Genomic DNA, 23,165 nt, shown 5'->3' with positions numbered 1-23,165 from the left:
AATCGGCGCGCTGCGACGGACGCCCAGTAGACCGCAGGCGGCCGGGCCTTGCCAATGGTGATTGCTGATCGGGTGATCACGAAGCCTGATCACACGCCGGCGGCCTCGGCCGGCACCGGCCTCAGCCGTCGCGGAACAGATAGCTGTAGGCGCTCAGCGCCGGCACGCCGCCCAGATGCGCGTAGAGCACCTTGGCGCCGGCCGGGAACTCGCCGAGCCGCACCTTCTCGATCATGCCGTGCATCGACTTGCCTTCGTAGACCGGGTCGGTCAGCATGCCTTCGAGCCTGGCGCTCAGGCGGATCGCCTCGAGCGTGCCGTCGCTGGGCAGGCCGTATTCGGGGCCGCCGAAGCGCTCGTCGAGCACCACGTCCGCCTCGCCGATGTCGCGGCCCAGCTCGACGCGATCGGCCGTGCCGCGCGCGATGCGCAGGATCTGCTCGCGCGTTTGCGCCGGCTTGGCCGAGGCGTCGATGCCGATCACCCGGTCGGCGCGCCCGTCCGCCGCGAAACCCACCACCATGCCGGCCTGCGTGCTGCCCGTGACCGAGCACACCACGATGTAGTCGAAGCGAATTCCGAGTTCCACCTCCTGCGCGCGCACTTCCTCGGCGAAGGCGACGAAGCCCAGGCCGCCGAGCGGATGCTCCGAGCAGCCGGCCGGAATCGGATACGGCTTGCCGCCGGCCGCGCGTACTTCGGCCAGCGCGTCCTCCCAGCTCTTGCGGATGCCGATGTCGAAGCCGTCCGGCACCAGCCGCACGTCGGCGCCCATCATGCGCGACATCTGGATGTTGCCGACCCGGTCGTAGACCGCGTCCGAATAGTTGACCCAGTTCTCCTGCACCAGCACGCACTTCATGCCGAGATGCGCCGCCACCGCCGCCACTTGGCGCGTCTGGTTCGACTGCACGCCGCCGATCGACACCAGCGTGTCGGCGCCCTGCGCGATCGCGTCCGGGATCAGGTATTCGAGCTTGCGGGTCTTGTTGCCGCCGAACGCGAGCCCGCTGTTGCAATCCTCGCGCTTCGCATACAGCTCCACCTTGCCGCCCAGATGGGCGCTGAGCCGCCGCAGCGGCTGGATCGGCGTCGGCCCGAACGTCAGCGGATAACGCGGGAACTTCTGGAGATTCATGTCTCGCTCCTTGAACGGATGGATGGATACGTTCCGCACGACGCCGGTGGCGCCGCTGCCCGCGCCCATCGCCGAAACGATGCGACTATGTTAGAAACGACTGTACGAATCAGGGTTGCAAATCGATGGCTGTTTTTCGGTGATTCGAAGGCTCGGTTCACGGATGGATTAATTTCGAAAGGATTCTTGGCCGATGTGCGCAATAAAAAAAACCACCAGCCGGGCCACCGCCGCAGCCGCAGCCGCCGGGGCGGAGCTCGACCGCGTCGATCGCGCGATCCTGCGCGCGCTGCAGCGCGACGCGTCGATCTCCAACGTGGCGCTGGCCGCGCGCGTGAACCTGAGCCCGCCCGCCTGCCTGCGCCGCGTGGAGAAGCTCAGGGAGGCCGGACTGATACGCGGCATCGTCGCGCTGCTCGAGCCGAAGGCGTTGAACGCGGGCATGCTGGTGATGATCGGCGTGGTGCTGGACCGCTCGACGCCCGAGTCGTTCGCCGCGTTCGAGAAGGCCGCACAGAAGGTGTCCGGCTGCATGGAATGCCACGTGGTGACAGGCGAATTCGACGCCTTCATGCTGGTGCGCACACGCGACAGCGAGACCTTCAACCGGCTGCACGCGGAACAGCTGCTCTACCTGCCGGGGGTTCGGCAGATCCGCACCTTCGTGGTGTTGAAGGAAATCCTCTCGACGACGCAATTTCCGGTTTGAACGGCGCAGCCGCCGGGCGTGGCGAGGATGGCGGCCCAGGCGATGCGGGCCGCGAAGCAAGGCCGTGCGCCGCACCGGCAGCGGCCGTTTCCGGATGCTCCCGGCCCCGGCGGGGCGCGCCAACCAAGCCAATAAAAAAACGGCGGCCGTGGCATCCCACGCCGCCGTCGAAGCTCACGCGACCGACTGGCCAAACACCCGTCCGCGCTACGTCAAACCTTCACCGCGTCAGAACACCGGATGCCCGCTGATGATGCTGGGCAGCCAGGTCGAAAAGAACGGCATGTACGTCACGATGTTGATCGCGCTGAAGATCGCCAGGTAGTACGGCCAGGCGGTCTTGGTGGTCTCGCCGATCGACACCTCGCCGATCGCGCAGCCCACGAACTGCACCGAGCCGATCGGCGGATGCACCAGGCCGAGCGAGCAGTTCAGCAGCAGCATGATCCCGAACTGCACCGGGCCCACGCCGCAGGCCATGGCCAGCGGCAGGAACAGCGGCGTGGTGATCAGGATGTGCGCGGCCATGTCCACGAACGTGCCGAGGAACACCTGCAGGATGTTGATGTACAGCAGCATCAGCCACGGCGCGGCATTCGACTGCTGCAGCAGATGCTCGATCGCATCCGGAATCTCCAGATACGACATCTGGAAGCGCAGCATGTTCGACACGGCGATCAGCAGCAGCACCACGCCGGTGGTGCGCGCCGCGTGCGACAGCGCGCGCCACAGCTTCTTCATCGTCAGCGTGCGATAGACGAACAGCGTGAGCACCAGCGAGTACACCACGGCGATCGCGGCGGCCTCGGTCGCCGTGGCGATCCCCTTGGCCACGCACACCAGGATGATGGCGATCACGCCCAGGCCCGGCAGCGCGCCCACGAACGAACGCGCCACCGCGTACCAGCCGGGGAACTTCAGCAGCGCGGTGGAGCCGTCGGGGCGGCGCGGGTAGCCGTAGCGGCGTGCCTGCCAGTAGGCGGCGATCAGCACGAAGCCCATCACCCACAGCACCGGCAGCAGGCCCGAGAACAGCAGGTCGCCGATCGACACGCCGCTCACCATGTGCCCGTTCAGCATGCCGGTGATCCCCTGCGCGGCGAACGCGTAGATGATCATGTTGGTCGAGGTCGGCATCAGCGCGCCGGCCAGCGAGGCGTGGGTGGTCACGTTCACCGCGTAGGCGGCACTGTAGCCTTCGCGCTTCATCAGCGGGATCACCACGCCGCCCATCGCCGAGGTGTCGGCGGTCGGCGAACCGGACACGCCGCCGAACAGCGTGCAGGCCACCACGTTGGCCATGCCGAGCCCGCCGCGGAAGTGCCCGACGGCCGACTGCGCGAATTTCAGGATCCGGTCGGCAATGCCGCCGTGCAGCATCAGTTCGCCGGAGAAGATGAAGAACGGCACGGCGAGGAACGAGAACGCGTTCATCCCCGAAATCACGGACTGCATCGCGGTGGCCACCGGCAGCCCCTCGGCGAGATAGGTCGCGACGCACGACAGCCCGAGCGCGAACGACACGGGCACCCCGAGAAACAGCAGCAGCAGAAAGCTGATGGAAAGGATTGCGAGTTCCATGGTGGATCAGGTTCGGTTGCGTTTGCGCAGCGCAAGCAGATGCTCGAGCGAGAACAGGATGATGGCGAGACCCGCCGGCATCGGGATCAGGTAGCGGACCGCCTCGGGCAGGCCGATGATCGGAATCCGGTCGTCGGCGGTGGTCTGGGCCATCTCGACGCAGCCGGCGATGATCGCGACCGCGAACGCCATCAGGCACAGATGCTGGAACCCGTGAACCACCGCCTGGCCCTTCGGCGAAAGCCGGCGCACGAACGAATCGAGGCCGATGTGGCCGCCGTCGCGCACCTTCATCGCGGCGCCGAACATGGCGATCACGACCACCAGCAGCAGCGCGATCGGCTCGACGAAATCGGGCGCGTCGTTGAACACGTAGCGCTTCACGACGGCATAGAACACGAGTGCCGTCAGCGCGACGAGACTCGCGGACGCGATCGCCGCCAGCGCCATGAACAACACGTCGTTCGTGTGCTTGATGAACCTCATTGCTTCAATCCTCATCGGACAGGAAAGGCGGCCGGGCGCAGTCGCGCGCGGCCGCCGGTTCGCGCATGCGGGCCGGCATCGCCGGGCCGCATGCCGGGCCTTACTTGATCGCCTGGATTTCGTCGACGATCTGCTTCATCTTCGGCGTCTTCTCGTACTTGGCCCAGAGCGGCTGCATCGCCTTCACGAACGCGGCACGATCGATCTGCGCGGCCGGCACGATGGTGGCGCCGCCCTTCAGCACCGCCTTGCGCGCATCGCTTTCACGCGCCGTCCAGAGCTTCACGTAGTACGGCACCGAATCGGCCGCCGCCTTCTTGATGATGGTCTGCTCCTGCGGGGAGAGCGTGTCCCAGATCTTCTTCGAGAACACCAGCACTTCCGGGGTCATGGCGTGCTGCGTTTCCGAGTACACGTTCGCCACTTCGTAGTGCTTGGTTTCGTCATACGACGGCAGGTTGTTCTCGGCCGCGTCCACCAGGCCCGTCTTCAGGCCGGTATAGACTTCCGAGAACGGCATCGGGGTGGGCACGCCGCCCATCGCCTTGATCTCGTCGACCATCAGGTCCGAGGGCTGCACGCGCACCTTGAGGCCCTTCATGTCGGCCGGCGACTTGACCGGACGCTTCGCGTAGATCGAACGCGCGCCGCTTTCGTAGAAGGTCAGCGCGACCAGGCCCTTGGCCTGGAACGCGTCGAGGATCTTCTGGCCTTCCGGGCCGTACATCACGTTGCGGAAGTGCTCGATGTCACGGAACAGGAACGGGAACGACGGGATCAGCGATTCCGGCACGATCTCGTTGAACGCGGCGCCGTTGGCGCGAACCATGTCGATCGCGCCGATCCGCACCTGGTCGATCGTCTCGTTTTCCGAGCCGAGCGCGCTGTTGCCGTACACCTTGATCGAATCCTTGCCGCCCGTGGCCTTGCTGATCTCGTCGCTCATGAACTTGACGGCCATGTTGGTCGGGAAGCTGTCGCTATGGACGTCGGCCGAGCGGAACGTGCGGGCCTGCGCCGACATCGTGGTGGCCGCGGCCAGCGCGGCCACGATCGCAACCGCGACACGGGTGCGAGTGAAGATCGTTTTCATGGTCAAGTCTCCTCTGGGAATATCGAGTGTTGGGTGGCGCACGCCGCCCCCGGTACGGCGTCAGCGCGAGGCCGGACGCGCAGTGTCGAGCGTGGCGGCGGTCGCCCCGGCGGACTTCGCGACGGCCGGCACGGATGCGGTGGCCCCCGCCGGCAGGCTGTCGCCCGGCTTGCGCCGCGTGTCGTCATATCCGATCACTGCCATCCCCCTTTCGTTGGGCCATCCGTCGTCGTTGTCGTCAGATCACCATCAGACAGCACACCCGCTGTCTCACGTCGTACAACTAGGGAGCGAGTCTATCGGGGCGGAACCACGCTTGTACACTTGGTGCATACCCGCAGACGGGGTTCGGCAGCATTTCTTAAAAAAGTCACAATTTCGTTTAAATTCAATTGGTTATTCACGTTTTCGAGATTCGGCGAAAGGGGCCAGACGGGCGCTTGGCGACAAATTCTTTTGTCGTTTGCGTGTTGAACGAGAATGTTATAAGACGACTGATCTTTGAGGGTTAACCTCGTTCGTTTTTTCGGTCCCGAGCGGCGTTCGCTGTCCGGACGGCCGGCCCTGGGGCGTGCCGTGGCCGCCGCACGGCGGATGACGTCCGATTTCCAGCTTTCCGACAGCCGTCGAATGCATTTCCATCAGCCTTCATTGATATCGACGCAACCATGCACGCGCCGCCACCGGACAGGGCAAGCCGCGCGCGGCGGCCGACCGGAAAGCCGCGGGACGGCGCCCGCGCGGGCGGCGCCGCGGCAGGACAAGGCGGCCAGGCTGGAATGCGAGTGAAGGAAGGCGAAGGAAGGCAAACGGAGACGACGGGGGCGACGGCCGGCCGGCGCCGACGAGGGCTGCCCCGTGCGCGTCCGCGGCCGGATGGCCGGCCACACACTTCCGTCACATTGCTGACGATCGCGTCACATTGTCGGCGGCCATGTCGTTAGGATACGTATCACGGGGGACCGCTTTGAACCTCGTGCCTCACACCTCCAGGTGTTTGCCGGTGGATCGCCCCTCGATCCACCGGCATTTTTTTTATCGACGAAGCCCCCGCCGCGAGCCGGTGCGCCGCGCGGTGCCGCTGACCAGGCACGCATGCCTGGCCGCCCTGCGCGCCGCCCTGCCGGCCGCCTCAGCCGCCGCCGAGCAAGCGCAGCAGCCACAGCAGGAAATGGAACACCGTCACGAGCAGTTCCCACAGGCGTTCGAGCAGATCCCACAGGCCGGCCCGCCAGGCCCCGGACATCGTGTCCGTCCACCATCCGTTCATCGGTTCTCCGTCATGCGCCCGCGGCGGGCCGGATCGCCATCTTCGCACGGCGCGGCGGGCGGGCCCGAATCGCGCGCTCCGCCCGGGCGGCAGCGAAAAAAAATGCCTCGGCCCGGAGGGGTCCGGAGCCGAGGCAAACCGCGTTTCGATAACACTCCTTGGGGAAAGAGTGCGCACCACTGTATGAATTTGCGCGAGCGGATGCAATTTCGGTGTCTTACCGGATCTTTCCGGCGCCGCCGCCGGCGCGGCGCGAGCCTTGCCGGGCACCGCATCCGCGCCGTTACGGCGGTAACAGGCGGGCGGCGCTCGCCGCCGCCGGCAACCGGCCGCGCGCGCTCAGGCGGTGGCCGGCCCCACCCCGAACGCCTCCGCCGCCGCACGCACGGCGTTCGCATAGAGCAGCACGTCCACGCCGACGGCCACGAAGGTGCAGCCGAGCGCGAGGTAATGGCGCGCGAGCGCCGCGTCGCCCGTCAGCGTGCCGGCCGCCTTGCCCGAGCGCACGACGCGCGCGATCGCGTCCTCGATCGCGAACTGCACGTCCGCATGGCCGGGGTCGCCGCGATGCCCCATCGAGGCGGCCAGGTCCGCCGGCCCGATGAACACGCCGTCCACGCCGTCCACCGCGCAGATCGCCTCGAGATTGCCGAGCGCGGCCGCGCTTTCGGCCTGCACCAGCAGGCAGACCTCCTCGTCCGCGATGTCGAGGTAATCGGCGCGCAGGTTCCAGCGCGAGGCGCGCGCCACCGCGCTGCCCACGCCGCGCACGCCGCGCGGCGGATAACGGACCGCCGAGACGAGCCCGCGCGCCTGCTCGGCCGTCTCGACCATCGGCACCAGCAGCGTGCGCGCGCCGGCGTCGAGCAGCTGCTTGATCAGCGCGGTGTCGCCCTCGACCGGGCGCACCACGGCCTCGGCGCGGTACGGCGCCACCGCCTGCAGTTGCGCGACGATGCTGCGCACGTCGTTTGGCGCGTGCTCGCCGTCGATCAGCAGCCAGTCGAAGCCGCCCGTGGCGGTCACCTCGGCCAGGTAGGGCTCGGCCATCGACACCCAGAAGCCGATCTGGCGCCGGCGCGCCGTGAGCGCGGCCTTGAAGCGGTTCAGTCCATGGGGAGAGCTTGCAGTCATCGGTCGGTCCTCGTCGTGGAGTCGGTCTGAAGTGCCGGCGCCGGGGCGCTCGGCGCACGCCGCCATGATCGCATCCGCGCGCCGGACGCGGCGGCCGGCCGCGGGTGCGACCCACCGGCGGCGTTCGCATGCACCGCGCCGCGCCCGTTCCGCCGGGGGTTTTTTGCCCTTGGTATTAACAATGCCAATTCCCGAAACGTTTTATTCGTCTGCCGAATCTCGGCCGATTCCGGCCGCCGCGAAGGCCGCCGGGCGGGGTTCGGCGTCGCACCGAATCCCTCGATCAGCCATGCTTTTCCGGCTCTATTCAAACGATTCGAAAAGCCTCTCCAGTACCGGCCGGCATCCGCGTTCCGGCCCCTCGAATGTCCGGAGAAAACCCCTCGAGAAACTCGATATTTAACGTTTAAGAAATATTAAGGGACGCCGTTACCCGGAATAGCAGCCACTGTCGCGCGCATCAACGCGACACGAACAAGAACGGACCGATTTCCATCAGGACGATGGCGGCGCACGCGACCGGGGTGTCGCGCCGCCTCGTCGGAAACCGGCCGCCCAGACCGCGGGCTTGCGGTCGCATCGTCAGGATCGAGAACATGAAAATCGAGCGTTTCCACCCCGCCAACCTGCGTGCGGGCCAGCTTCGTACCCTGGCCTCCGTCGTTTCGATGACGCTGGTCGCCTCCGTCATAGCCGGTTGCGGCGGCGGCGGCGACTCGGGCTCCCCGGCGAGCACCGCAGCCGGCACCGGCACCTCGACCTCGGGCACGGCCTCCGGCACCTCGGGCACCTCCACCAGTTCCAGCCAGCTCTGCACCACCGCCCTCGCCACCGCGCAGGGCAACGCCAGCAGCACCTCCACCGCGTCCTCGAGCGGCAATACCAACGGCACGCCGAGCCCGGCCACGGTCGGCACGCCCGATGCGCCCGTCGATCACCTGATCGTGAAGCTCACCTCCGCCTCATCCACCAGCCTCGCGAACGGCGCCCGCGCCCTGGCCGCCAGCTCCGACGCCGCGCGCGTGGGCGACGTGATCAGCCGCGTGCTCACGCAATGGAACGCGCAGCGCCTGCAGGCCCGCGTGCTGGCCTCGACGGCCGCCGCCCCGGCGCTGCCGAGCTTCGACAACGTGCAGCTGGAACGCACCATGTCGGACGGCGCGGCGGTAGTGTCGCTCGGCAAGCGCGTGACCCCGGCCGACGCGGTCACGCTCGCGCAGGCCTTCGCGGCCGACAGCGAGGTGGCCTACGCCGAGCCGGACCGGCGCCTGTTCGTCAGCACCGTGCCGACCGACCCGAATTACTCGCAGCAGTGGAACGACTTCGATCCGACCGCGGGCGTGAACATGCCCGCTGCCTGGAACCTCAGCACCGGCTCGTCGAGCGTGGTCACCGCGGTGATCGACACCGGCTACCGCCCGCACGCCGACATCTCCGGCAATCTGCTGCCCGGCTACGACTTCATCTCCGACGTGAACACCGGCAACAACGGCCACGGCCGCAGCTCGGACGCCACCGACCCGGGCGACTGGGTCACGCAGGCCGAGCTCAATGATTCGTCGGGCCCGTTCTACCACTGCGCGAGCGCGCCCAGCAACAGCACCTGGCACGGCACGGAAGTGGCCGGCCTGATCGGCGCGTCCGCCAACAACGGCATCGGCATCGCCGGCGTGAGCTGGTTCGGCAAGATCCTGCCGGTGCGCGCGCTCGGCAAGTGCGGCGGCACCACCAGCGACATCGCCGACGCGATGCGCTGGGCGGCCGGCATCCCGGTGGCGGGCGTGCCCAACAACACCACGCCGGCCAAGATCATCAACCTGAGCCTCGGCGGCAGCGGCCCGTGCGGCAGCACGTTCCAGTCGGCAATCAACGACGTGATCGCACGCGGCGTGACGGTGGTGGTGGCGGCCGGCAACGACGGCCTCGCCAACGCGCAGGACCGCCCGGCGAACTGCACCGGCGTGATCGCGGTGGGCGCCACCGACTCCACCGGCAAGCGTGCCTGGTACAGCAACTTCAGCAGCGAGATCACGCTGAGCGCGCCGGGTTCGAGCATCCTCTCGACGAGCAACACCGGCACCACCACGCCGGGCAGCGACACCTACGCATACAACAGCGGCACCAGCCTCGCCGCGCCGCAGGTGGCCGGCGTGGCCGCGCTGATGCTGTCGCTGAACCCCAACCTGACGCCCGCGCAGATCGCGCAGAAGCTGGCCGCCACGGCACGCCCGTCGCAGATCACGGCGTCCAACCCCTCGTCGTGCACGGCGATGGCGCCGGGCGCCGGCCTGATGGATGCCGGCGCGGCGGTCGCCTCCGCGACACGCTGAGCTTTCCCCCCGGCCCGCTCCCCTCGGGCCTCACCACGGCTCGCCCGTCGCTGCGGTTGCGGCGGGCGAGCCGTCCTGCATTCCGCCCCACGCTTGCGCCTGCCGCGCGCCGCGCGCCCCTGCGCAGGCCGCAGCGTGCATGCCGATCCGGCCGCCCCGTTGACGACGGCCCCTGACGTCGCCGCGCCGGCCGCGCCCGTTGGCTGCGCGCCGGCCCCGTACCCGGCTTGTCATCGGTCTGCCATTTGCCGCCGATACAGTCCGGCTTCGACCTGCAGAACAGACCACCCCCACGCCCCATGCCGAGCTCAGCGCGCGCGTCGCAATCCGTCCATGCGATCACCAGCCGGGTGCTGACGACCAGCCTGGTCGTCAACCTGCTGCTGATGACCGCGCAGGCCGGTGCCGCCTGCGCCACCCATTCGTCGGGGCTGTTCGCCGATACCATCCACGCGGCGATCGACCTGATCGCCGACGCGCTGCTGCTGCTCGCCTGCCGGCTCGACGCGAAGCTGCCGCCCGAACAGCGGCCGACCTACGAGCCGCTCGCGCTGACCGGCCTGGGCATGCTGCTGCTCGCCGCCGGCGCGCAGATGATCTGGCAGGCCGCCACCGGCCTGTCGGCACCGCCCGACATCTCGCCCGACGCGATCTCGTTGGCGGTGCTGGGCATGACGCTGGCCGGCAAGGAATCGCTGTCGCGCTGGATGCTGGGCCGCGCGCGTGCGATCGGCGGCGCCGCGCTGATCGAGGCGAGCGCCTGGCATATCCGCGTCGACGCGCTGACGCTGCTGCTGGCCACGCTGGCGCTGGCCGGCGCGCGCCTCGGCCTGCCGCGCCTCGACCCGCTCGCGGCCACGCTGATCGGCGTGATGATCCTGCGCACCGGCTACACGTTCGCGAAGCGCGGCCATCAGCTGCGCGCCGACCACGGCGGCTGGGCCAACCGCGCGACGCCCCCGCGCTGAGCGCGCGCGAGCGGGCCTGGTCGCCAGGCCGGCACGCCCGGCAGTCGCCGCGGCGCCTCGCGCAGGAACACTGCGGCATGGGCCACCGGCCTAGGAAGGCCCGGCATCCGGATAGCGTTCGCGCCACGCGGCGAGTTCGGCCCGGTAGCGTTGCAGCGCATCGTCGTAGAGATCGAACACACAGGGCGCGCAGCCGGATTGGCAGCAGTCCTCGAGTTCGGGCGGCACGGGCGGCAGCGGGCGCGGGTCGTCGCGGCCGGACGACGAAGCCGGGACGGGGCCGGCGGCGGATGGCGTGTCGGGTGTATGGGGCACGGCTGGGTTCGAGGGACGTCGCTTGAGGGCCGCCAGTATACGGCGCGCGCACCGTTACGCCGGCTCGCCGAACAATGCCGCGATGCCGGCCGGCGAGCCGAACACCGCGTCGGCGTCATGGCCCGCGCCGGGAATCCGGTGCGTCGCATGCGTGCAGCCGGCCGGCGCGCGCGCCGCGATGTAGCGCGCGTAGGCGAGCCCGCGCTCGAGCCGGTGCGCGCCCTGCGCCATCGCCGCGCACGAGCGGTCGAGCGCCGGATGCTGCGGGTCGCAGTCGCGCTCGCCGAGCAGCATCGTCACGTCGCGCTTCAGGTAGGCGCGCTCGAAGGCACCCGGCTCGGCCGCGGCGGCCTGCCCGCTGGCATAGGGCGGCAGCGCCTCGAGCCCGTACTTCCAGGCGTTGAAGCCGGCGCAGCGCGCCGCGTCGTAGGCCGAGAAGCCAGCGCCGGCATCGGGGCGCAGCGCGTCGAAATACACGTAGGAGGATGGATTCGCGATCACGTAGCGCAGCGCCACGCCGCGTTCGGTCAGCGCCGCCTCGCCGCGTGCCAGCACGGCGTAGCGCTGCGCGACCTGGCCGCCGCCCGAGTGGCCGGCCACCACCACCTCGCGCAGCGCGGGAAACCCGCGCGCGTCGGCCAGCGCGGCCAGCAGCGCGTCGATCACCTCGAACGAGCTGACCGGCGCGGGCGCGAGCGCCTCGCCGCCGCCCATCCAGCCGGTCCAGTCCCAGACCAGCGTCGAGGCCGGCAGACGATGCGCCTCGGCGTCGGCCCGCGCGAGGAACTGCGGCACCAGCAGCACCGCGTGCTCGGCATGGCGGCCGGCCGCGGCGCGTGCGCGCCGGGCGAGCCGAAAATACGCGTCGGCGTTGCGCAGCCGGCCGTGCAGCAGGATCACGGCACTGCGCACGCCCGGTTGCGGTGCGTTCCACTCGCCGCTGGTGTACAGCGGCACGGTGCCGGCGCCGGCCGGCGTGGCGACGCTCAGATGCTGCGGGGCGATCACGTCGACGGGCCGTTCGTTCGGCGCGCGTTCGTCGTGGCTGCCCTCGAGGTCGGGGGGCATGGTGCTCAAGCGGGCGTCCTCGGCGTGACGGGTGCCTCGACGCCGAGCCCGGGGTGCCCGCGACGGCACGACCCGACCAGCGCCAGCGAGACGAAACCGGCAAAGATCAGATAGAAGGCGGGTGTCAGGCTGCTGCCCGTCAGCGAGATCAGCCAGGTGACGGTAAACGGCGCCAGGCCGCCGAACAGCGTGACCGAGAGGTTGTACGAGAGCGCGACGCCGGCCGAGCGGCTCCGCACCGGGAACAGCGTCGCGAGCATGCCGGGGTGCGCGCCCGACATCGCCGCGAGAAACACCGTCGCGACGAGTTGCGCGACGAGCAGGCGCGAGGCCGACGGCTCCGCGACCACGAACAGGTAGAGCGGATACGCGCAGATCATCCAGGCGATGGTGACCGCGTAGAACAGCCGGTACGCGCCGAAGCGGTCCGCCAGGCGCCCCGCCAGCGGGAACAGGAACAGGTTCAGCAGGCCCGAGAGGAACGCGCCGCGCAGCGCGACCTGCAGCGGCAGGTGCAGCTGGCGCTCGACGTAGACGGCGAGGTACGAGTGCCAGACGTAGTTGGTGGCCGCCCCCACCGCGATCACGCCCATCGCGCAGAGCGCGGCGCGGCCGTTGTCGCGGAAGAACGCGGCAAGCGGCACCGTCGCGCGCGGGTCCGGCTGCGCGCGGCGCAATTGCTGGAACTCGGGCGACTCGGCCACCCGGTGGCGGATGTAGAAGCCGAGCGGGCCGGCCAGCGCGCCGCACAGGAACGGCACGCGCCAGCCCCATGCCGCCAGCGAGTCGTGCGAGAGCCGCGTGGTGAGCAGGTAGCCGGCGCCCGACGAGAGCAGCAGCGCGAACGACTGCGCCGTCATGTTGAAGCTGCCGTAGAACATCCTGCGGCCGGGCGGCGCGTACTCGACCAGCATCGCCGATGCGGTCGCGAACTGGCCGCCCACCGAGAGCCCCTGCAGCACGCGCGCGAGGATCACCAGCGCGGGCGCCGCGTAGCCGATCTGCGCGTAGCCGGGCGTGAGGCCCATCAGCAGCGTGCTGGCCGCCATCGAGATGATCAGCAGCGACAGCGCGCGGCTGCGTCCCGCGCGGTCGGCGTAGACGCCGAGCAGGATGCCGCCGATAGGCCGCACCACGAAGCCGATCGCGAAGGTCGCGAGCGTCAGCAGCAGCGAGACGAGCGCGTTGCCGGCCGGGAAGAACACCTGCGCGATGATCTTCGAGAAATAGCCGTAGATCAGGAAATCGAACCATTCCAGGCCGTTGCCGAGCACCGAGGCGAAGATCGCGCGGCGCACCATCGCCGGCGACAGACGCGCCGCGGCCGCGTCCGGCCGCGCTGCCTGGTGTGCCGGGGCGGGCGTGGCGCGGCTCATGATCCGCACGCCGCGGTATCGTAGATCGCCGCGAGCGCGCAGGCCGATCCCAGCATCTTCGCGCCGTCGTGGCCGACGCCGGGCACCACCTGCAGGCGCTGATTCAGCCCCTCGGGGTGGCGGGCGCGCAGGTAGCCGAAATAGGCCTCGGCGCGCGCGAGCCGCTGCGGGCCCTGGGCCTCGGCCGGGCAGCTGCGGTCGAGCGCCCGCTGCCGCGGGTCGTCGTCATTGCCGCCGACCAGATAGGTCACGCGGCGCGCCGCGTAGGCGGCCTCGAGCTGCGCGGCCGAGCGGTCGGCCAGATACGGCGGGCGTTTGGCCATGCCGTATTTCCAGTCGTCGAAGCCGGGGCAGGCGGCGGCGTCGAACGCGGCCGGCTTGCCGTGCGCGCCGGGGCGCTCGGCGTCGAAATACGCATACGACGACGGGCTCGACACCACGTAGCGCAGCGCGATGCCCTCGCGGGACAGCGCCCCCGTCTCGCGCGCGGCCACCGCGTAGCGCTGCACCACCTGGCCGCCGCCCGAATGGCCGGCGAGCACCACCGTCTTCAGGTTCGGAAAGCGCCGGCGATCGGCCAGCCGCGCCACGATCGCATCGAGCACCGCATAGGAGCTGAGGGGCACGGGGCTGACCGCGTCGTCGCCCGCCATCCAGCCGTTGGCATCCCAGCGCAGCAGCGCGGCCGGCGCGTCACGGCCGGCCAGATCGAGCGTGGCGAGAAACTGCGGCGCGACCAGCAGCGTGCCGGCCTGGTCGGCCGCCGCGGCGCCCTGCTCGCGCGCCGCGGCGCGGGCAGCCTCCGCAAGCCTGAAATAGCGGTCCGCATTGCGCAACTTGCCGTGAATCACGATCACCGCGCGCGTCACGCCGGGCAACGGCTGGCTCCAGTCGCGCGACAGGTAGAGCGGAAACTGCGCGCTGCCGGCCGGCGTGTCGATCCGCATGCGCGTGGCGGCGATCCGCGCCACCGGCCGCAGATGCGGCTGGTAGGCGTGCGGTGCGCTGGCGGGGCCGGCGGCCTGGGCGGCGGCCGCAGGGCCGCCCGCCAGCGCGAGCCCCAGCGCGCAGGCGGGGCCGACGCCGCGCAGCCTGCGCGGCAAGGACGTGTCGAAAGGCATGCGGACTGCTCCTGGTGGGCCGGCGTCAAACGGGCAAGGCAAACGGACGAAGCGCTCGGCAAGGCTGGAACGTGCCGGCCACCGCCGCGCCGTTCAGCGCGTTGCCGCCCCCTGCGCTGGCCGTTCCCAGTGGCGGCGCTTCGGCCACGACATGCTGCTGCGCGTGAGCGCACGCGCAGCGGGCAGGCGGCACGGCGGCCGCGGCATGGAGCTTCTTCACTGCGCATCTCCTGACAGGGTGGCCCCGCGGCGCCGCGTGCGCCTGCCTGGGAACGCTTGCCACCCGTGGGTCAGATGCCATCCTAGGGAACGGCGAGCCAGATGTAAAATATTCATTCTCTGCTAGTGCCATATGTAAAAAATATGGCAAAAAATTTCGCCCCCTGCCGGAGCCTGCCAGCATGGAATTGCGACATCTGCGGTACTTCCTCGCCGTCGCCGAGGAAGGCCAGTTCACGCGCGCCGCCGAGCGGCTGGCGATGCAGCAGCCGCCGCTGTCGCAGCAGATCCGGCTGCTGGAGGAGGAAATCGGCTTCGACCTGTTCGTGCGCCTGCCGCGCGGCGTGGCGCTGACGCCGGCCGGCCGTGCCTTCGCGCAAAACGCCGGGCTCGTGCTCGACACGCTGCAGCAGGGCGTCGCCCACGCGCGGCGGATCGCGCGCGGCGAACTCGGCGCGATCGCGGTCGGGCTCACCAGCTCGGCCGGCTTCCATCCGCTGACGACCGACGCGATCCGCGCGTTTAGGGCGGCCAACCCCGGCATCGAGATCGCGCTGTCGGAGCGCAACGCGGCCGAGCTGATCGAGGGCCTGTCGCACGGCCAGCTGCAGGTGGCGTTCTTGAGAAAGCCGGTGGATGCGCCGTCGGGCGTGGCGTTCGAGCAGATGCTCGACGAGCCGATGGTGGCGGTGCTGCCGGTCGGGCACCGGCTGCTGGCGGCAATCGGCGATGCGCCGCCGGCGATCCCGCTGAAGGCGCTCGAACCCGAGGCATTCATCCTGGTGCGCCGGCCCGGCGCCCCCGGCATGTATGCCGACCTGCTCGCCGCGTGCCGGCGCCACGGCTTCGTACCGCAGGTCGCGCATGAGGTGCCGCGCATGCTGACCGGCATCCACATGGTGGCGGCCGGCCTCGGCGTCACGCTCGTGCCGGCCTCAATGCGGCGCTACGACAACCGCAGCACGGTGTTCTGCCCGCTCACGGCCGACGCCGGCCTCTCGGCGCCGCTGCATCTCGCTTATCCGGCCGAGCTGCGCGATCCGGCGGCGGCCCGTTTCGTGGCGTTCGTGCTTGCCCAGCGCGACGCGCCGGACAGGCCGGCACCCGCCTGAGGCGAGCGCGGGCCGAGCCTTTGGGCCGACGGCCGGCCTCGGGGCTTGCGGCGGCAGGCACCGGTCAGCCGCGGCGCGCTCGCGGCACACCCTGCCCGGGCGCGCCGGAGGCCGCGCGGGCGATGCGCGAGGCGACCTGCGAGGCAGCCTCCGGCGCCGGCATCGCGCCCGCGCGGTGCCGCGCTGGCGCCCTCAGTCGTTGGCGCCGAACAGCACCTCGCAGAGCGCCACGCCCTCCTGCGTCAGCACCGCGTGCCCGCTGCCGTCCTCGCCGAGTTCGGTGGCCGTGAGGCCGGCCGCGTCGAGCTGCGTGAGCGTGCGCCGCAGCGTGCTCATCGGCACCTGCGAGCGCTTGCCGAGCTTCGCGAGCGACCAGGCGCGCCCCGGCGTCTCGGCCAGCGCCTCGCGCAACTGTTGCAGCACCGCGGCGACGGTCGGATCGAGCCCGCCCTCGTCGTCGGCGTCGTCGGCGTCGTCGGCGTCGTGGTCGCGCGGCGCATCGGGCCTCGCGTCATGCGGTCGGTTCGTCATCGCGTCTCCTGCCGGTTCGTCACTCGCTTGCGCGGCTTGGTGCCGCCCTTGCCCTCGTCCTTGCCATGCCCGTCATGCCCGCCGCCGTGCGCGACGCGGGCCACCAGCCGTCCGAGCCGGCGCAGCGCGTCCTCGATCTGCGGCGACCACGGATAACTGTAGTTGAGCCGGATGCAGTGCTGGTAGTTGCCGGTGGTCGAGAACATGTGCCCCGGCCCGATGGTGATCCGCTCGGCCAGCGCGAGCCGGTACAGCGCGATCGCATCGCAGGCGGGCGGCAGTTCCACCCACAGCACGTAGCCGCCCGCGGGCTGCGACAGGCGCGTGCCCTCGGGAAAGAAGCGCCGCACCATCGCGGCCATCAGGCTGGCCTGCTGCGCGAAGGTCTTGCGGATGCGCCGCAGGTGATGGTCGTAGCCGTCGTGGCCGAGGTATTCCGCGATCGCGAGCTGGTCGAGCGCGGGCGTGCCGAGCGTGTTCAGGAACTTGAGCTTCTCGACCTGATCGCGGTAGCGGCCCGGCATCGCCCAGCCGATCCGGAAGGCCGGCGACAGGCTTTTCGAGAACGACGCGCAGTGCAGCACCAGCCCGCGCCGGTCGAACGACTTCAGCGCGCTCGGGCGCACCTCGCCGTGGTGCAGTTCGTGGTAGACGTCGTTCTCGATGGCCGGCACGTCGTGGCGTTCGAGCAGCGCGACGAGCGCGGCCTTGCGCGCGTCGCTCATGCAAAAGCCGAGCGGGTTCTGGAAGTTCGGCATCACCATGCAGGCGGCGATCGGCTCGCGTTCGAGGATCCGCGCCAGCGCATCGAGGTCGATGCCGTCCACCGGATGCGTGGCCACCTCGATCGCACGCATGCCGAGCCGCTCGATGGCGTGCAGCATCGCGTAGAAGGTCGGCGATTCGACCGCGATCGTGTCGCCGGGCCGCGCCACTGCCTGCAGGCACAGGTTGATCGCCTCGGTCGCGCCGATCGTCACGACGATCTCGTTCGGATCGACGGCGACGCCGCGCTCGCCGTAGCGCCGCGCGATCTGCCGGATCAGCTCGGGGTTGCCGGGCGGCAGGTCGTCCACCACGCCCCAGCGCGTGCGCCCGCGCGCGATCGCGTGCATGTGGCGCGCGATCCGCTGCGAGGGGAACAGCGCCGAATCGGGATACGGCGAGCCCAGCGGCACCGCGTCGTCGCGCGCGATGCTGCGCAGCGTGGACAGCACCAGCCGGCTCACGTCCACCGTGGACGACACCGCGATCGGCGTGCTCGCGTCGAGCATCGGCTCGCCGGCGGCCCCGCGCGCGCGCACGAAGTAGCCCGACTGCGGCCGGCTCTCGATCGCGCCGCGGCTCTCCAGCACGAGGTAGGCGCGCACCACGGTGGTGATGCTGAGGTCGTGCTGGCGCGCCGCCTGCCGCACCGAGGGCACGCGATCGCCGGGCCGGTACACGCCGCGCCGGATCATCCCGTCGATCTCGTCGGCCAGCTTCTCATAGCGCGTCATACAGCGCCTTTCAGCAAGATAGGGAGCACAGTTGACAGCCATCAAGCGTTCTGAAAACGAAACTGTACTCTTTTTGCGATGGATCAGGTGTGTACCCATGAGACATGACGCCGCAAGTACGCTCTGACCATCGCCGCCAGAGGCGGCCCATGTAACGGCTTGAGCCATGAAGAAGAAAGCTCCGATTCCGCGCATCGAACCCTATCATCACGCCGCCGCCGGTTGGGGCGCGGTCAAGCAGGTGGCCATCAACCTGATCAAGGAACGCGTGGCGGGCGGCAACTACCGCACGCTGTTCAAGCAGAACCAGCCGGACGGCTTCGACTGCCCGGGCTGCGCCTGGCCGGACCGCCAGCACGCCTCCACCTTCGAGTTCTGCGAGAACGGCGTGAAGGCGGTGGCCGCCGAGGCCACCTCGAAGCGCGCGACGCCGGCGTTCTTCGCCGCGCACACCGTCACCGCGCTGCTCGACCAGTCCGACTACGAGCTGGAGCAGCACGGCCGGCTGACCGACCCGATGGTCTACGACGCGGCCAGCGACCGCTACGTGCCGATCGCCTGGGACGACGCGTTCACGCTGATCGCGCGCCACCTGAAGGCGCTCGACGATCCGAACCGCGCCGCCTTCTACACCTCGGGCCGCGCCAGCAACGAGGCCGCGTTCCTCTACCAGCTGATGGTGCGCCGCTTCGGCACCAACAACTTCCCCGACTGCTCGAACATGTGCCACGAGGCCACCAGCCGCGGGCTGCCGGCCAGCGTCGGGGTCGGCAAGGGCACGGTGACGCTCGACGATTTCGAGCACGCCGACCTGCTGCTGATCTTCGGCCAGAATCCGGCCACCAACCACCCGCGCATGCTCGGCGAGCTGCGCGAGTGCGCCAAGCGCGGCGCGAAGATCGTCTCGATCAACCCGCTCAGGGAGCGCGGCCTCGAGCGCTTTTCCGACCCGCAGAGCCCGCTCGAGATGCTGACCATGGGCAGCACCAGGATCGCCACCAGCTTCGTGCAGCCCACCATCGGCGGCGACTTCGCGCTGATCAAGGGCATTGCCAAGCGCGTGCTCGAGCTCGACGACGCGGCCGTGCTGGCCGGCGAGCCGCGCGTGCTCGACGTGGCCTTCATCGACGCGCACGGCGCCGGCTTCGACGCGTTCGCCGCCGATCTGCGTGCCGAAAGCTGGGCCGCGCTGAGCGCCGAGAGCGGCGTGTCCTACCAGCAGATCGATTCGCTCGCGCGGCTCTACGCCTCGAGCGAGCGCGTGATCGCCACCTGGGGCATGGGCATCACGCAGCACAAGCATTCGGTGCAGACCATCCACATGCTGTCGAACCTGATGCTGATGCGCGGCAACATCGGCCGCCGGGGCGCCGGCCTCTGCCCCGTGCGCGGCCACTCGAACGTGCAGGGCAACCGCACGGTGGGCATCGAGGAAAAGCCGGGCGCGGCGTTCCTCGACCGGCTCGGCCAGGTCTACGGCTTCGCGCCGCCGCGCCGCCACGGCTACGACGTGGTGGAAACCATCGAGGCGCTGCTGGACGGCCGCGTCAACGTGTTCATCGGCCTGGGCGGCAACTTCGCGATGGCCACGCCCGACACGCCGCGCACCTGGGAGGGCCTGCGCCGCTGCGCGCTGACGGTGCACATCACCACCAAGCTGAACCGCAGCCACCTGATCCACGGCAGCGACGCGCTGATCCTGCCCACCCTCGGGCGCACCGAGATCGACCTGCAGAACGGCGTCGCGCAGGGCGTGACGGTGGAGGATTCGATGAGCATGGTCCACGTCTCGTACGGGATGAACCAGCCGGCCTCGCCGAACCTGCTGTCGGAGACCGCGATCGTCGCGCGCATGGCGATGGCGCTGTTCGGCCCCGACGATACGGTGGACTGGCGCGGCTACCTGAACGACTATGCGCGCGTGCGCGACGCGATCGAGGCCACCCTGCCCGGCTTCGAGAACTACAACGCGCGGATCGCGCAGCCGGGTGGCTTCCACCTGCGGGTCGCCTCGCGCGAGCGCGAATGGCTCACGCCGAACGGCAAGGCCAACTTCATCGCCCACGCGCTGCCGACCGACTCGCCGATCCACCGCGCCCGCGCGCGCCACGGCGAGAAGCTGCTGACGCTGATGACGACGCGCTCGCACGACCAGTACAACACCACCATCTACGCGCTCGACGACCGCTACCGCGGCGTGTTCGGCCAGCGCCGCGTGGTGTTCGCGAACCGCGACGACCTGGCGATGCTCGGCCTGCGGGCCGGCGAACGGGTGGACCTGGAGACGGTCTGGCACGACGGCATCGAGCGCCGCGCCGAGGGCTTCCTGCTGGTCGAGTACGACATCCCGCGCGGCTGCCTCGGCGCCTATTACCCGGAAACGAATCCGCTGGTGCCGCTCGACAGCACGGCCGACATCGCCAACACGCCCACCTCGAAGTCGATCCCGGTGCTGCTGCACCGCTCGGCGGCCGGTGCCGCGCGCGCGGCGGCCTGAACCCGAGGCGGCGGCGCCCGGAAGCGCCGCCGGGCATCGCGGCCGCGCCGCCAGCATGGCCGCGAACGGCCCGATGCAAACGGGCCGATGCAAACGGCCCGATCCTTCGCACCGCGCCGCCCGGCGCGGCGCGGCCTCGCCCCGGTGCCGGCGCGCCTGCCGTGGCCGCCGGTTTCGGGCGCCGCCAGGGCGCTGCCCTACTCCCCCCGTCGTCTTGGAGCTGCCGTCATGATCGTCCGTCCGCGCGAACACTGGTTCCGGATGCTGTTCGTCTGGAACGGCTCGGTGCTGCAATCGATCCTGCCGCAGCTCGCGGTGATGACGGCGATCAGCCTGCTGGCCCTGCTGACCGACGGGCGCATCCTCGGCACCAAGGTGCCGCTGAATCCCACGCCGTTTACGCTGGCCGGCCTCGCGCTCGCGATCTTCGCGGCGTTTCGCAACAACGCCAGCTACGACCGCTACTGGGAGGCGCGCAAGCTCTGGGGCGGCGTGCTGACCGCCGCGCGCGCGCTGGTCTCGCAGGCGCGCGCCTACGACGGCACGCCGGCCGGCCGCGACTGCGCGCGCCTGGCCATCGGCTTCGTCTATGCGATGAAGCACCAGTTGCGCGGCAGCGATCCGGGCCAGGATCTCGCCCGCCAGCTCGACGCGGCGTCCCTGGCACGCTGCGCCGCCGCGCGTTTCACGCCGGTGGCGATCCTGCACCTGCTGCGCGAGCGCCTCGCCGCGCGCCACCGCGACGGCGCGCTCGGCGACACGCAGCTCTGGATGCTCGACGCGCAGCTGAACGAACTCGGTGCCAAGCTGGCCGGCTGCGAGCGGATCGCCGCCACGCCGATCCCGTTCCCGTACCACGTGCTGCTGCACCGGACCATCTACTGCTACTGCGTGATGCTGCCGTTCGGCCTCGTCGATTCGATCGGCTTCGCCACGCCGTTCGTGTCGGTGTTCGTGTCCTATACGCTGATCGCACTCGACGCCATCGCCGGCTACATCGCCGAGCCGTTCGGCAACGGCCCGCACCACCTCGCGCTCGACACGCTCACGCGCCAGATCGAGCGCTCGCTCTGCGAGCTGGCGGGCGAGCCGCTGCCCGGGGAAATCGCGGCCGACGCGCGCTATCACGCCTCCTGACACCAGCCCGCCACGCATCGCCTGCCGGCCCCGTGCCAGCGGCGCCCCGGGTCAACAACGCATTGCCCGCCGCCTCGATACCGGCTATCGTCTGGCGGCCTCGCTGCACCCGGCCGCCACGGCGCAGGCAATCGCGCGCCGTCGCGGCCGGGTTTTCACTTTCCACGGTCCGAATCGACATGAACGAAGCCATGATCCTCGAACGCCTCCGGCAGTTCGAAGACAACCTGAGCCAGGGCGAACGCGCGCTGCACGAGAACCAGCAGAAGCAGGACGAACTGAAGCGCAGGCTGCTGCGCATCCAGGGCGCGCTCGAGGTGCTGAGGGGGCTCAAGGAGGGCGAGGCCGACCTGACGGCGGTGGCCGAGCGGATCCGCGTCTTCGAGCAAGATCTGCCGCGCGACGAGGAACAGCTGCGCAGGCTCGCAACGAGCCGGCAGGAGATCGTCAACACGATGACGCGCATCGAAGGCGCGATCGCGGTGCTGAAGGAACTGCTCGACGAGCGCCGCCGGCAGTCCGCGGCGGGGCCGCGGGACGATCCGGCCTGAGCCGCCCCGAGCGGGCCTCGCGCGCGCCGGACGCGGGCATGGCGGTTCGCGCCGCGGCGCGCCGGGCGGGCCGCCTCGTGCCTTCGGCTTCGATCTGGCCCGCTTCGCATTCGCACTACGCCGGATCGCGTCGGCGGCCCCGCCGCGGCACCGCGCCGATAATCGTCGCTCACGGCCGGCTCGCGCCCGCGCGCCGGACCGAATCCGAAGGAGCCCCGGCCATGAACGGCATGCCCTGCCCCGCGCCCGTCCGCCCGCTGCACGCGCCGATCCATCTGGACCACGTGCTCGACGCCGCCGCCCGTGCCGGCTGGATCGGCCAGGTGATGCGGATGCGCGCGCACTGGCGGCAGCGCCACCCGCTCGTGCCGTTCTACACGCTGGGGCTGGCCGCCTATCTCGACTGCAGCGCGGGCGGCACCGGGCTCTATCGCGACGCCGGCGCGCGCCATGCCAGCAACGCGCTGCTGGCCGGCACGTTCCGGCCGCTGCTCGACACCGTCGCCGCCGCGCTCGCCGGCTGCCTCGGCGCCCCGGCCGTGCTGGCCGAGGATGCCGCGCTGCCCGGCTTTCACATCTACCTGCCGCATCCGGCGTTCCTACCTGCCGCATCCGGCGTTCGGCGCACCGGTGGCGCAGGTCCACCGCGACCTGCAGTTCCGCGACGTCTATCCCGGGCTCGACCCCGGGCCGGGCGACCTCGTGAGCTTCACGCTGTCGCTGTCCACGCCGCCCGGCAGCGGGCTCAACCAGTGGAGCGGCGACGCCGGACGCCCCGAGTTCCTGGCCTATCGCGACGGCGCGCTGGTGGTGCATGACGGGCTCGTCACGCACCAGGCCGTGCTGGCCTGCCGCGGCGCGATCGCGCGCATCACGCTGCAGGGCCACGGCGTGCGGCGCGAGGACGGCGCGTTCGTGCTCTACTGGTAGCGCTACCGGTAGCACGCCCCGGGGCCGCCGGCGGGCCCGCTCAGCGCGACCGCGCCCGTCGTTTTTCCGCGCCGCGCGCGCCGGGATGAGAGAATCGCGA

23 protein-coding genes are annotated in these 23,165 nt (G+C 70.4%); 8 read left to right on the top strand and 15 right to left on the bottom strand.

The window, feature by feature from the left end; all coding sequences use genetic code 11:
• Positions 1 to 121 precede the first annotated feature (121 nt).
• Positions 122 to 1,138 (bottom strand): 1-aminocyclopropane-1-carboxylate deaminase, encoded by a 1,017-nt coding sequence (locus KS03_RS07480; protein ID WP_026051386.1) that lies wholly within the window; start codon positions 1,136 to 1,138, stop codon positions 122 to 124.
• A gap of 193 nt (positions 1,139 to 1,331) precedes the next feature.
• Between KS03_RS07480 and KS03_RS07475 the strand changes: the two genes are divergently transcribed.
• Entirely contained in the window at positions 1,332 to 1,847 is a 516-nt protein-coding gene (locus tag KS03_RS07475) for an Lrp/AsnC family transcriptional regulator (protein WP_015877428.1), read from the top strand.
• 228 nt (positions 1,848 to 2,075) lie between these two features.
• Here the strand turns inward: KS03_RS07475 and KS03_RS07470 are convergent, their stop codons facing one another.
• The 7 genes from KS03_RS07470 to KS03_RS32250 all read right to left on the bottom strand — a co-directional run bounded on the left by KS03_RS07470 (position 2,076) and on the right by KS03_RS32250 (position 8,009).
• Positions 2,076 to 3,428 carry a TRAP transporter large permease gene (locus tag KS03_RS07470; protein WP_015877429.1) on the bottom strand — a complete coding sequence of 451 codons (1,353 nt, stop codon included), beginning with the start codon at positions 3,426 to 3,428 and terminating at the stop codon, positions 2,076 to 2,078.
• A 6-nt stretch (positions 3,429 to 3,434) separates the two neighbouring features.
• Positions 3,435 to 3,929, bottom strand: a complete 495-nt coding sequence (locus tag KS03_RS07465) for a TRAP transporter small permease (RefSeq protein ID WP_015877430.1) — start codon at positions 3,927 to 3,929, stop codon at positions 3,435 to 3,437.
• An 85-nt stretch (positions 3,930 to 4,014) separates the two neighbouring features.
• Positions 4,015 to 5,007: a TRAP transporter substrate-binding protein gene (locus KS03_RS07460; protein WP_015877431.1), complete on the bottom strand. Its 993-nt coding sequence runs from the start codon at positions 5,005 to 5,007 to the stop codon at positions 4,015 to 4,017.
• A 60-nt stretch (positions 5,008 to 5,067) separates the two neighbouring features.
• Positions 5,068 to 5,211 carry a hypothetical protein gene (locus KS03_RS32260; protein ID WP_017423398.1) on the bottom strand — a complete coding sequence of 48 codons (144 nt, stop codon included), beginning with the start codon at positions 5,209 to 5,211 and terminating at the stop codon, positions 5,068 to 5,070.
• Between the two features lie 928 nt (positions 5,212 to 6,139).
• Positions 6,140 to 6,277, bottom strand: coding sequence for a hypothetical protein (locus KS03_RS32255; protein ID WP_017423397.1), 138 nt, complete (start codon positions 6,275 to 6,277; stop codon positions 6,140 to 6,142).
• 339 nt (positions 6,278 to 6,616) lie between these two features.
• A complete protein-coding gene (gene hpaI, locus KS03_RS07455) occupies positions 6,617 to 7,411 on the bottom strand; it encodes a 4-hydroxy-2-oxoheptanedioate aldolase (RefSeq protein ID WP_015877432.1) in 795 nt (264 codons plus the stop codon).
• Positions 7,412 to 7,871: 460 nt separating this feature from the next.
• Complete coding sequence (locus KS03_RS32250) at positions 7,872 to 8,009, bottom strand: hypothetical protein (protein WP_017423395.1); 138 nt, start codon at positions 8,007 to 8,009, stop codon at positions 7,872 to 7,874.
• Here KS03_RS32250 and KS03_RS07450 point away from each other — a divergent pair.
• A complete protein-coding gene (locus KS03_RS07450) occupies positions 8,008 to 9,741 on the top strand; it encodes a S8 family peptidase (protein ID WP_015877433.1) in 1,734 nt (577 codons plus the stop codon). The genes KS03_RS32250 and KS03_RS07450 overlap by 2 nt on opposite strands.
• 299 nt (positions 9,742 to 10,040) lie before the next feature.
• On the top strand, positions 10,041 to 10,709 hold the full coding sequence (locus KS03_RS07445) for a cation diffusion facilitator family transporter (protein WP_015877434.1): 669 nt from the start codon (positions 10,041 to 10,043) through the stop codon (positions 10,707 to 10,709).
• 90 nt (positions 10,710 to 10,799) lie between these two features.
• Here the strand turns inward: KS03_RS07445 and KS03_RS07440 are convergent, their stop codons facing one another.
• Genes KS03_RS07440 through KS03_RS31090 form a run of 5 tightly spaced genes read right to left on the bottom strand, consistent with a single transcriptional unit; the run spans position 10,800 to position 14,809 of the window.
• On the bottom strand, positions 10,800 to 11,024 hold the full coding sequence (locus KS03_RS07440; RefSeq protein ID WP_015877435.1) for an oxidoreductase-like domain-containing protein: 225 nt from the start codon (positions 11,022 to 11,024) through the stop codon (positions 10,800 to 10,802).
• A gap of 54 nt (positions 11,025 to 11,078) precedes the next feature.
• A complete protein-coding gene (locus tag KS03_RS07435; RefSeq protein ID WP_015877436.1) occupies positions 11,079 to 12,092 on the bottom strand; it encodes an alpha/beta fold hydrolase in 1,014 nt (337 codons plus the stop codon).
• Positions 12,093 to 12,097: 5 nt separating this feature from the next.
• Positions 12,098 to 13,468, bottom strand: a complete 1,371-nt coding sequence (locus KS03_RS07430) for an MFS transporter (RefSeq protein ID WP_015877437.1) — start codon at positions 13,466 to 13,468, stop codon at positions 12,098 to 12,100.
• Positions 13,465 to 14,589: a hypothetical protein gene (locus tag KS03_RS07425; RefSeq protein WP_015877438.1), complete on the bottom strand. Its 1,125-nt coding sequence runs from the start codon at positions 14,587 to 14,589 to the stop codon at positions 13,465 to 13,467. The genes KS03_RS07430 and KS03_RS07425 overlap by 4 nt, the downstream gene beginning before the upstream one ends.
• Before the next feature lie 25 nt (positions 14,590 to 14,614).
• Complete coding sequence (locus KS03_RS31090) at positions 14,615 to 14,809, bottom strand: hypothetical protein (protein WP_127913897.1); 195 nt, start codon at positions 14,807 to 14,809, stop codon at positions 14,615 to 14,617.
• 181 nt (positions 14,810 to 14,990) lie between these two features.
• On the opposite strand from KS03_RS31090, the gene KS03_RS07420 reads away from it, so the two are divergent.
• Positions 14,991 to 15,920: a LysR family transcriptional regulator gene (locus KS03_RS07420; RefSeq protein ID WP_015877439.1), complete on the top strand. Its 930-nt coding sequence runs from the start codon at positions 14,991 to 14,993 to the stop codon at positions 15,918 to 15,920.
• A gap of 192 nt (positions 15,921 to 16,112) precedes the next feature.
• On the opposite strand, the gene KS03_RS07415 is transcribed toward KS03_RS07420, so the two are convergent.
• Positions 16,113 to 16,451, bottom strand: a complete 339-nt coding sequence (locus KS03_RS07415; RefSeq protein WP_015877440.1) for a hypothetical protein — start codon at positions 16,449 to 16,451, stop codon at positions 16,113 to 16,115.
• On the bottom strand, positions 16,448 to 17,950 hold the full coding sequence (locus KS03_RS07410; RefSeq protein WP_015877441.1) for an aminotransferase-like domain-containing protein: 1,503 nt from the start codon (positions 17,948 to 17,950) through the stop codon (positions 16,448 to 16,450). Before KS03_RS07410 ends, KS03_RS07415 begins: the two co-directional genes overlap by 4 nt.
• A 166-nt stretch (positions 17,951 to 18,116) precedes the next feature.
• Between KS03_RS07410 and KS03_RS07405 the strand changes: the two genes are divergently transcribed.
• The 4 genes from KS03_RS07405 (at position 18,117) to KS03_RS32690 (ending at position 23,065) form a co-directional block, all read left to right on the top strand.
• Complete coding sequence (locus KS03_RS07405) at positions 18,117 to 20,447, top strand: FdhF/YdeP family oxidoreductase (protein WP_015877442.1); 2,331 nt, start codon at positions 18,117 to 18,119, stop codon at positions 20,445 to 20,447.
• Positions 20,448 to 20,675: 228 nt separating this feature from the next.
• Entirely contained in the window at positions 20,676 to 21,584 is a 909-nt protein-coding gene (locus tag KS03_RS07400) for a bestrophin family protein (protein WP_015877443.1), read from the top strand.
• Between the two features lie 179 nt (positions 21,585 to 21,763).
• Positions 21,764 to 22,135, top strand: a complete 372-nt coding sequence (locus tag KS03_RS07395; protein ID WP_017924615.1) for a hypothetical protein — start codon at positions 21,764 to 21,766, stop codon at positions 22,133 to 22,135.
• A 630-nt stretch (positions 22,136 to 22,765) separates the two neighbouring features.
• The gene (locus KS03_RS32690; protein ID WP_232252144.1) at positions 22,766 to 23,065 is read left to right on the top strand and encodes a hypothetical protein; all 300 of its coding nucleotides are present in this window, start codon (positions 22,766 to 22,768) and stop codon (positions 23,063 to 23,065) included.
• Positions 23,066 to 23,165: the final 100 nt, after the last annotated feature.

Origin of the sequence: Burkholderia glumae LMG 2196 = ATCC 33617, from assembly GCF_000960995.1 — a bacterium.
GTDB lineage: Bacteria > Pseudomonadota > Gammaproteobacteria > Burkholderiales > Burkholderiaceae > Burkholderia > Burkholderia glumae.
The sequence above is the reverse complement of the archived record's forward strand: the minus strand, read 5'-3'. Positions and strand labels throughout refer to the sequence as shown.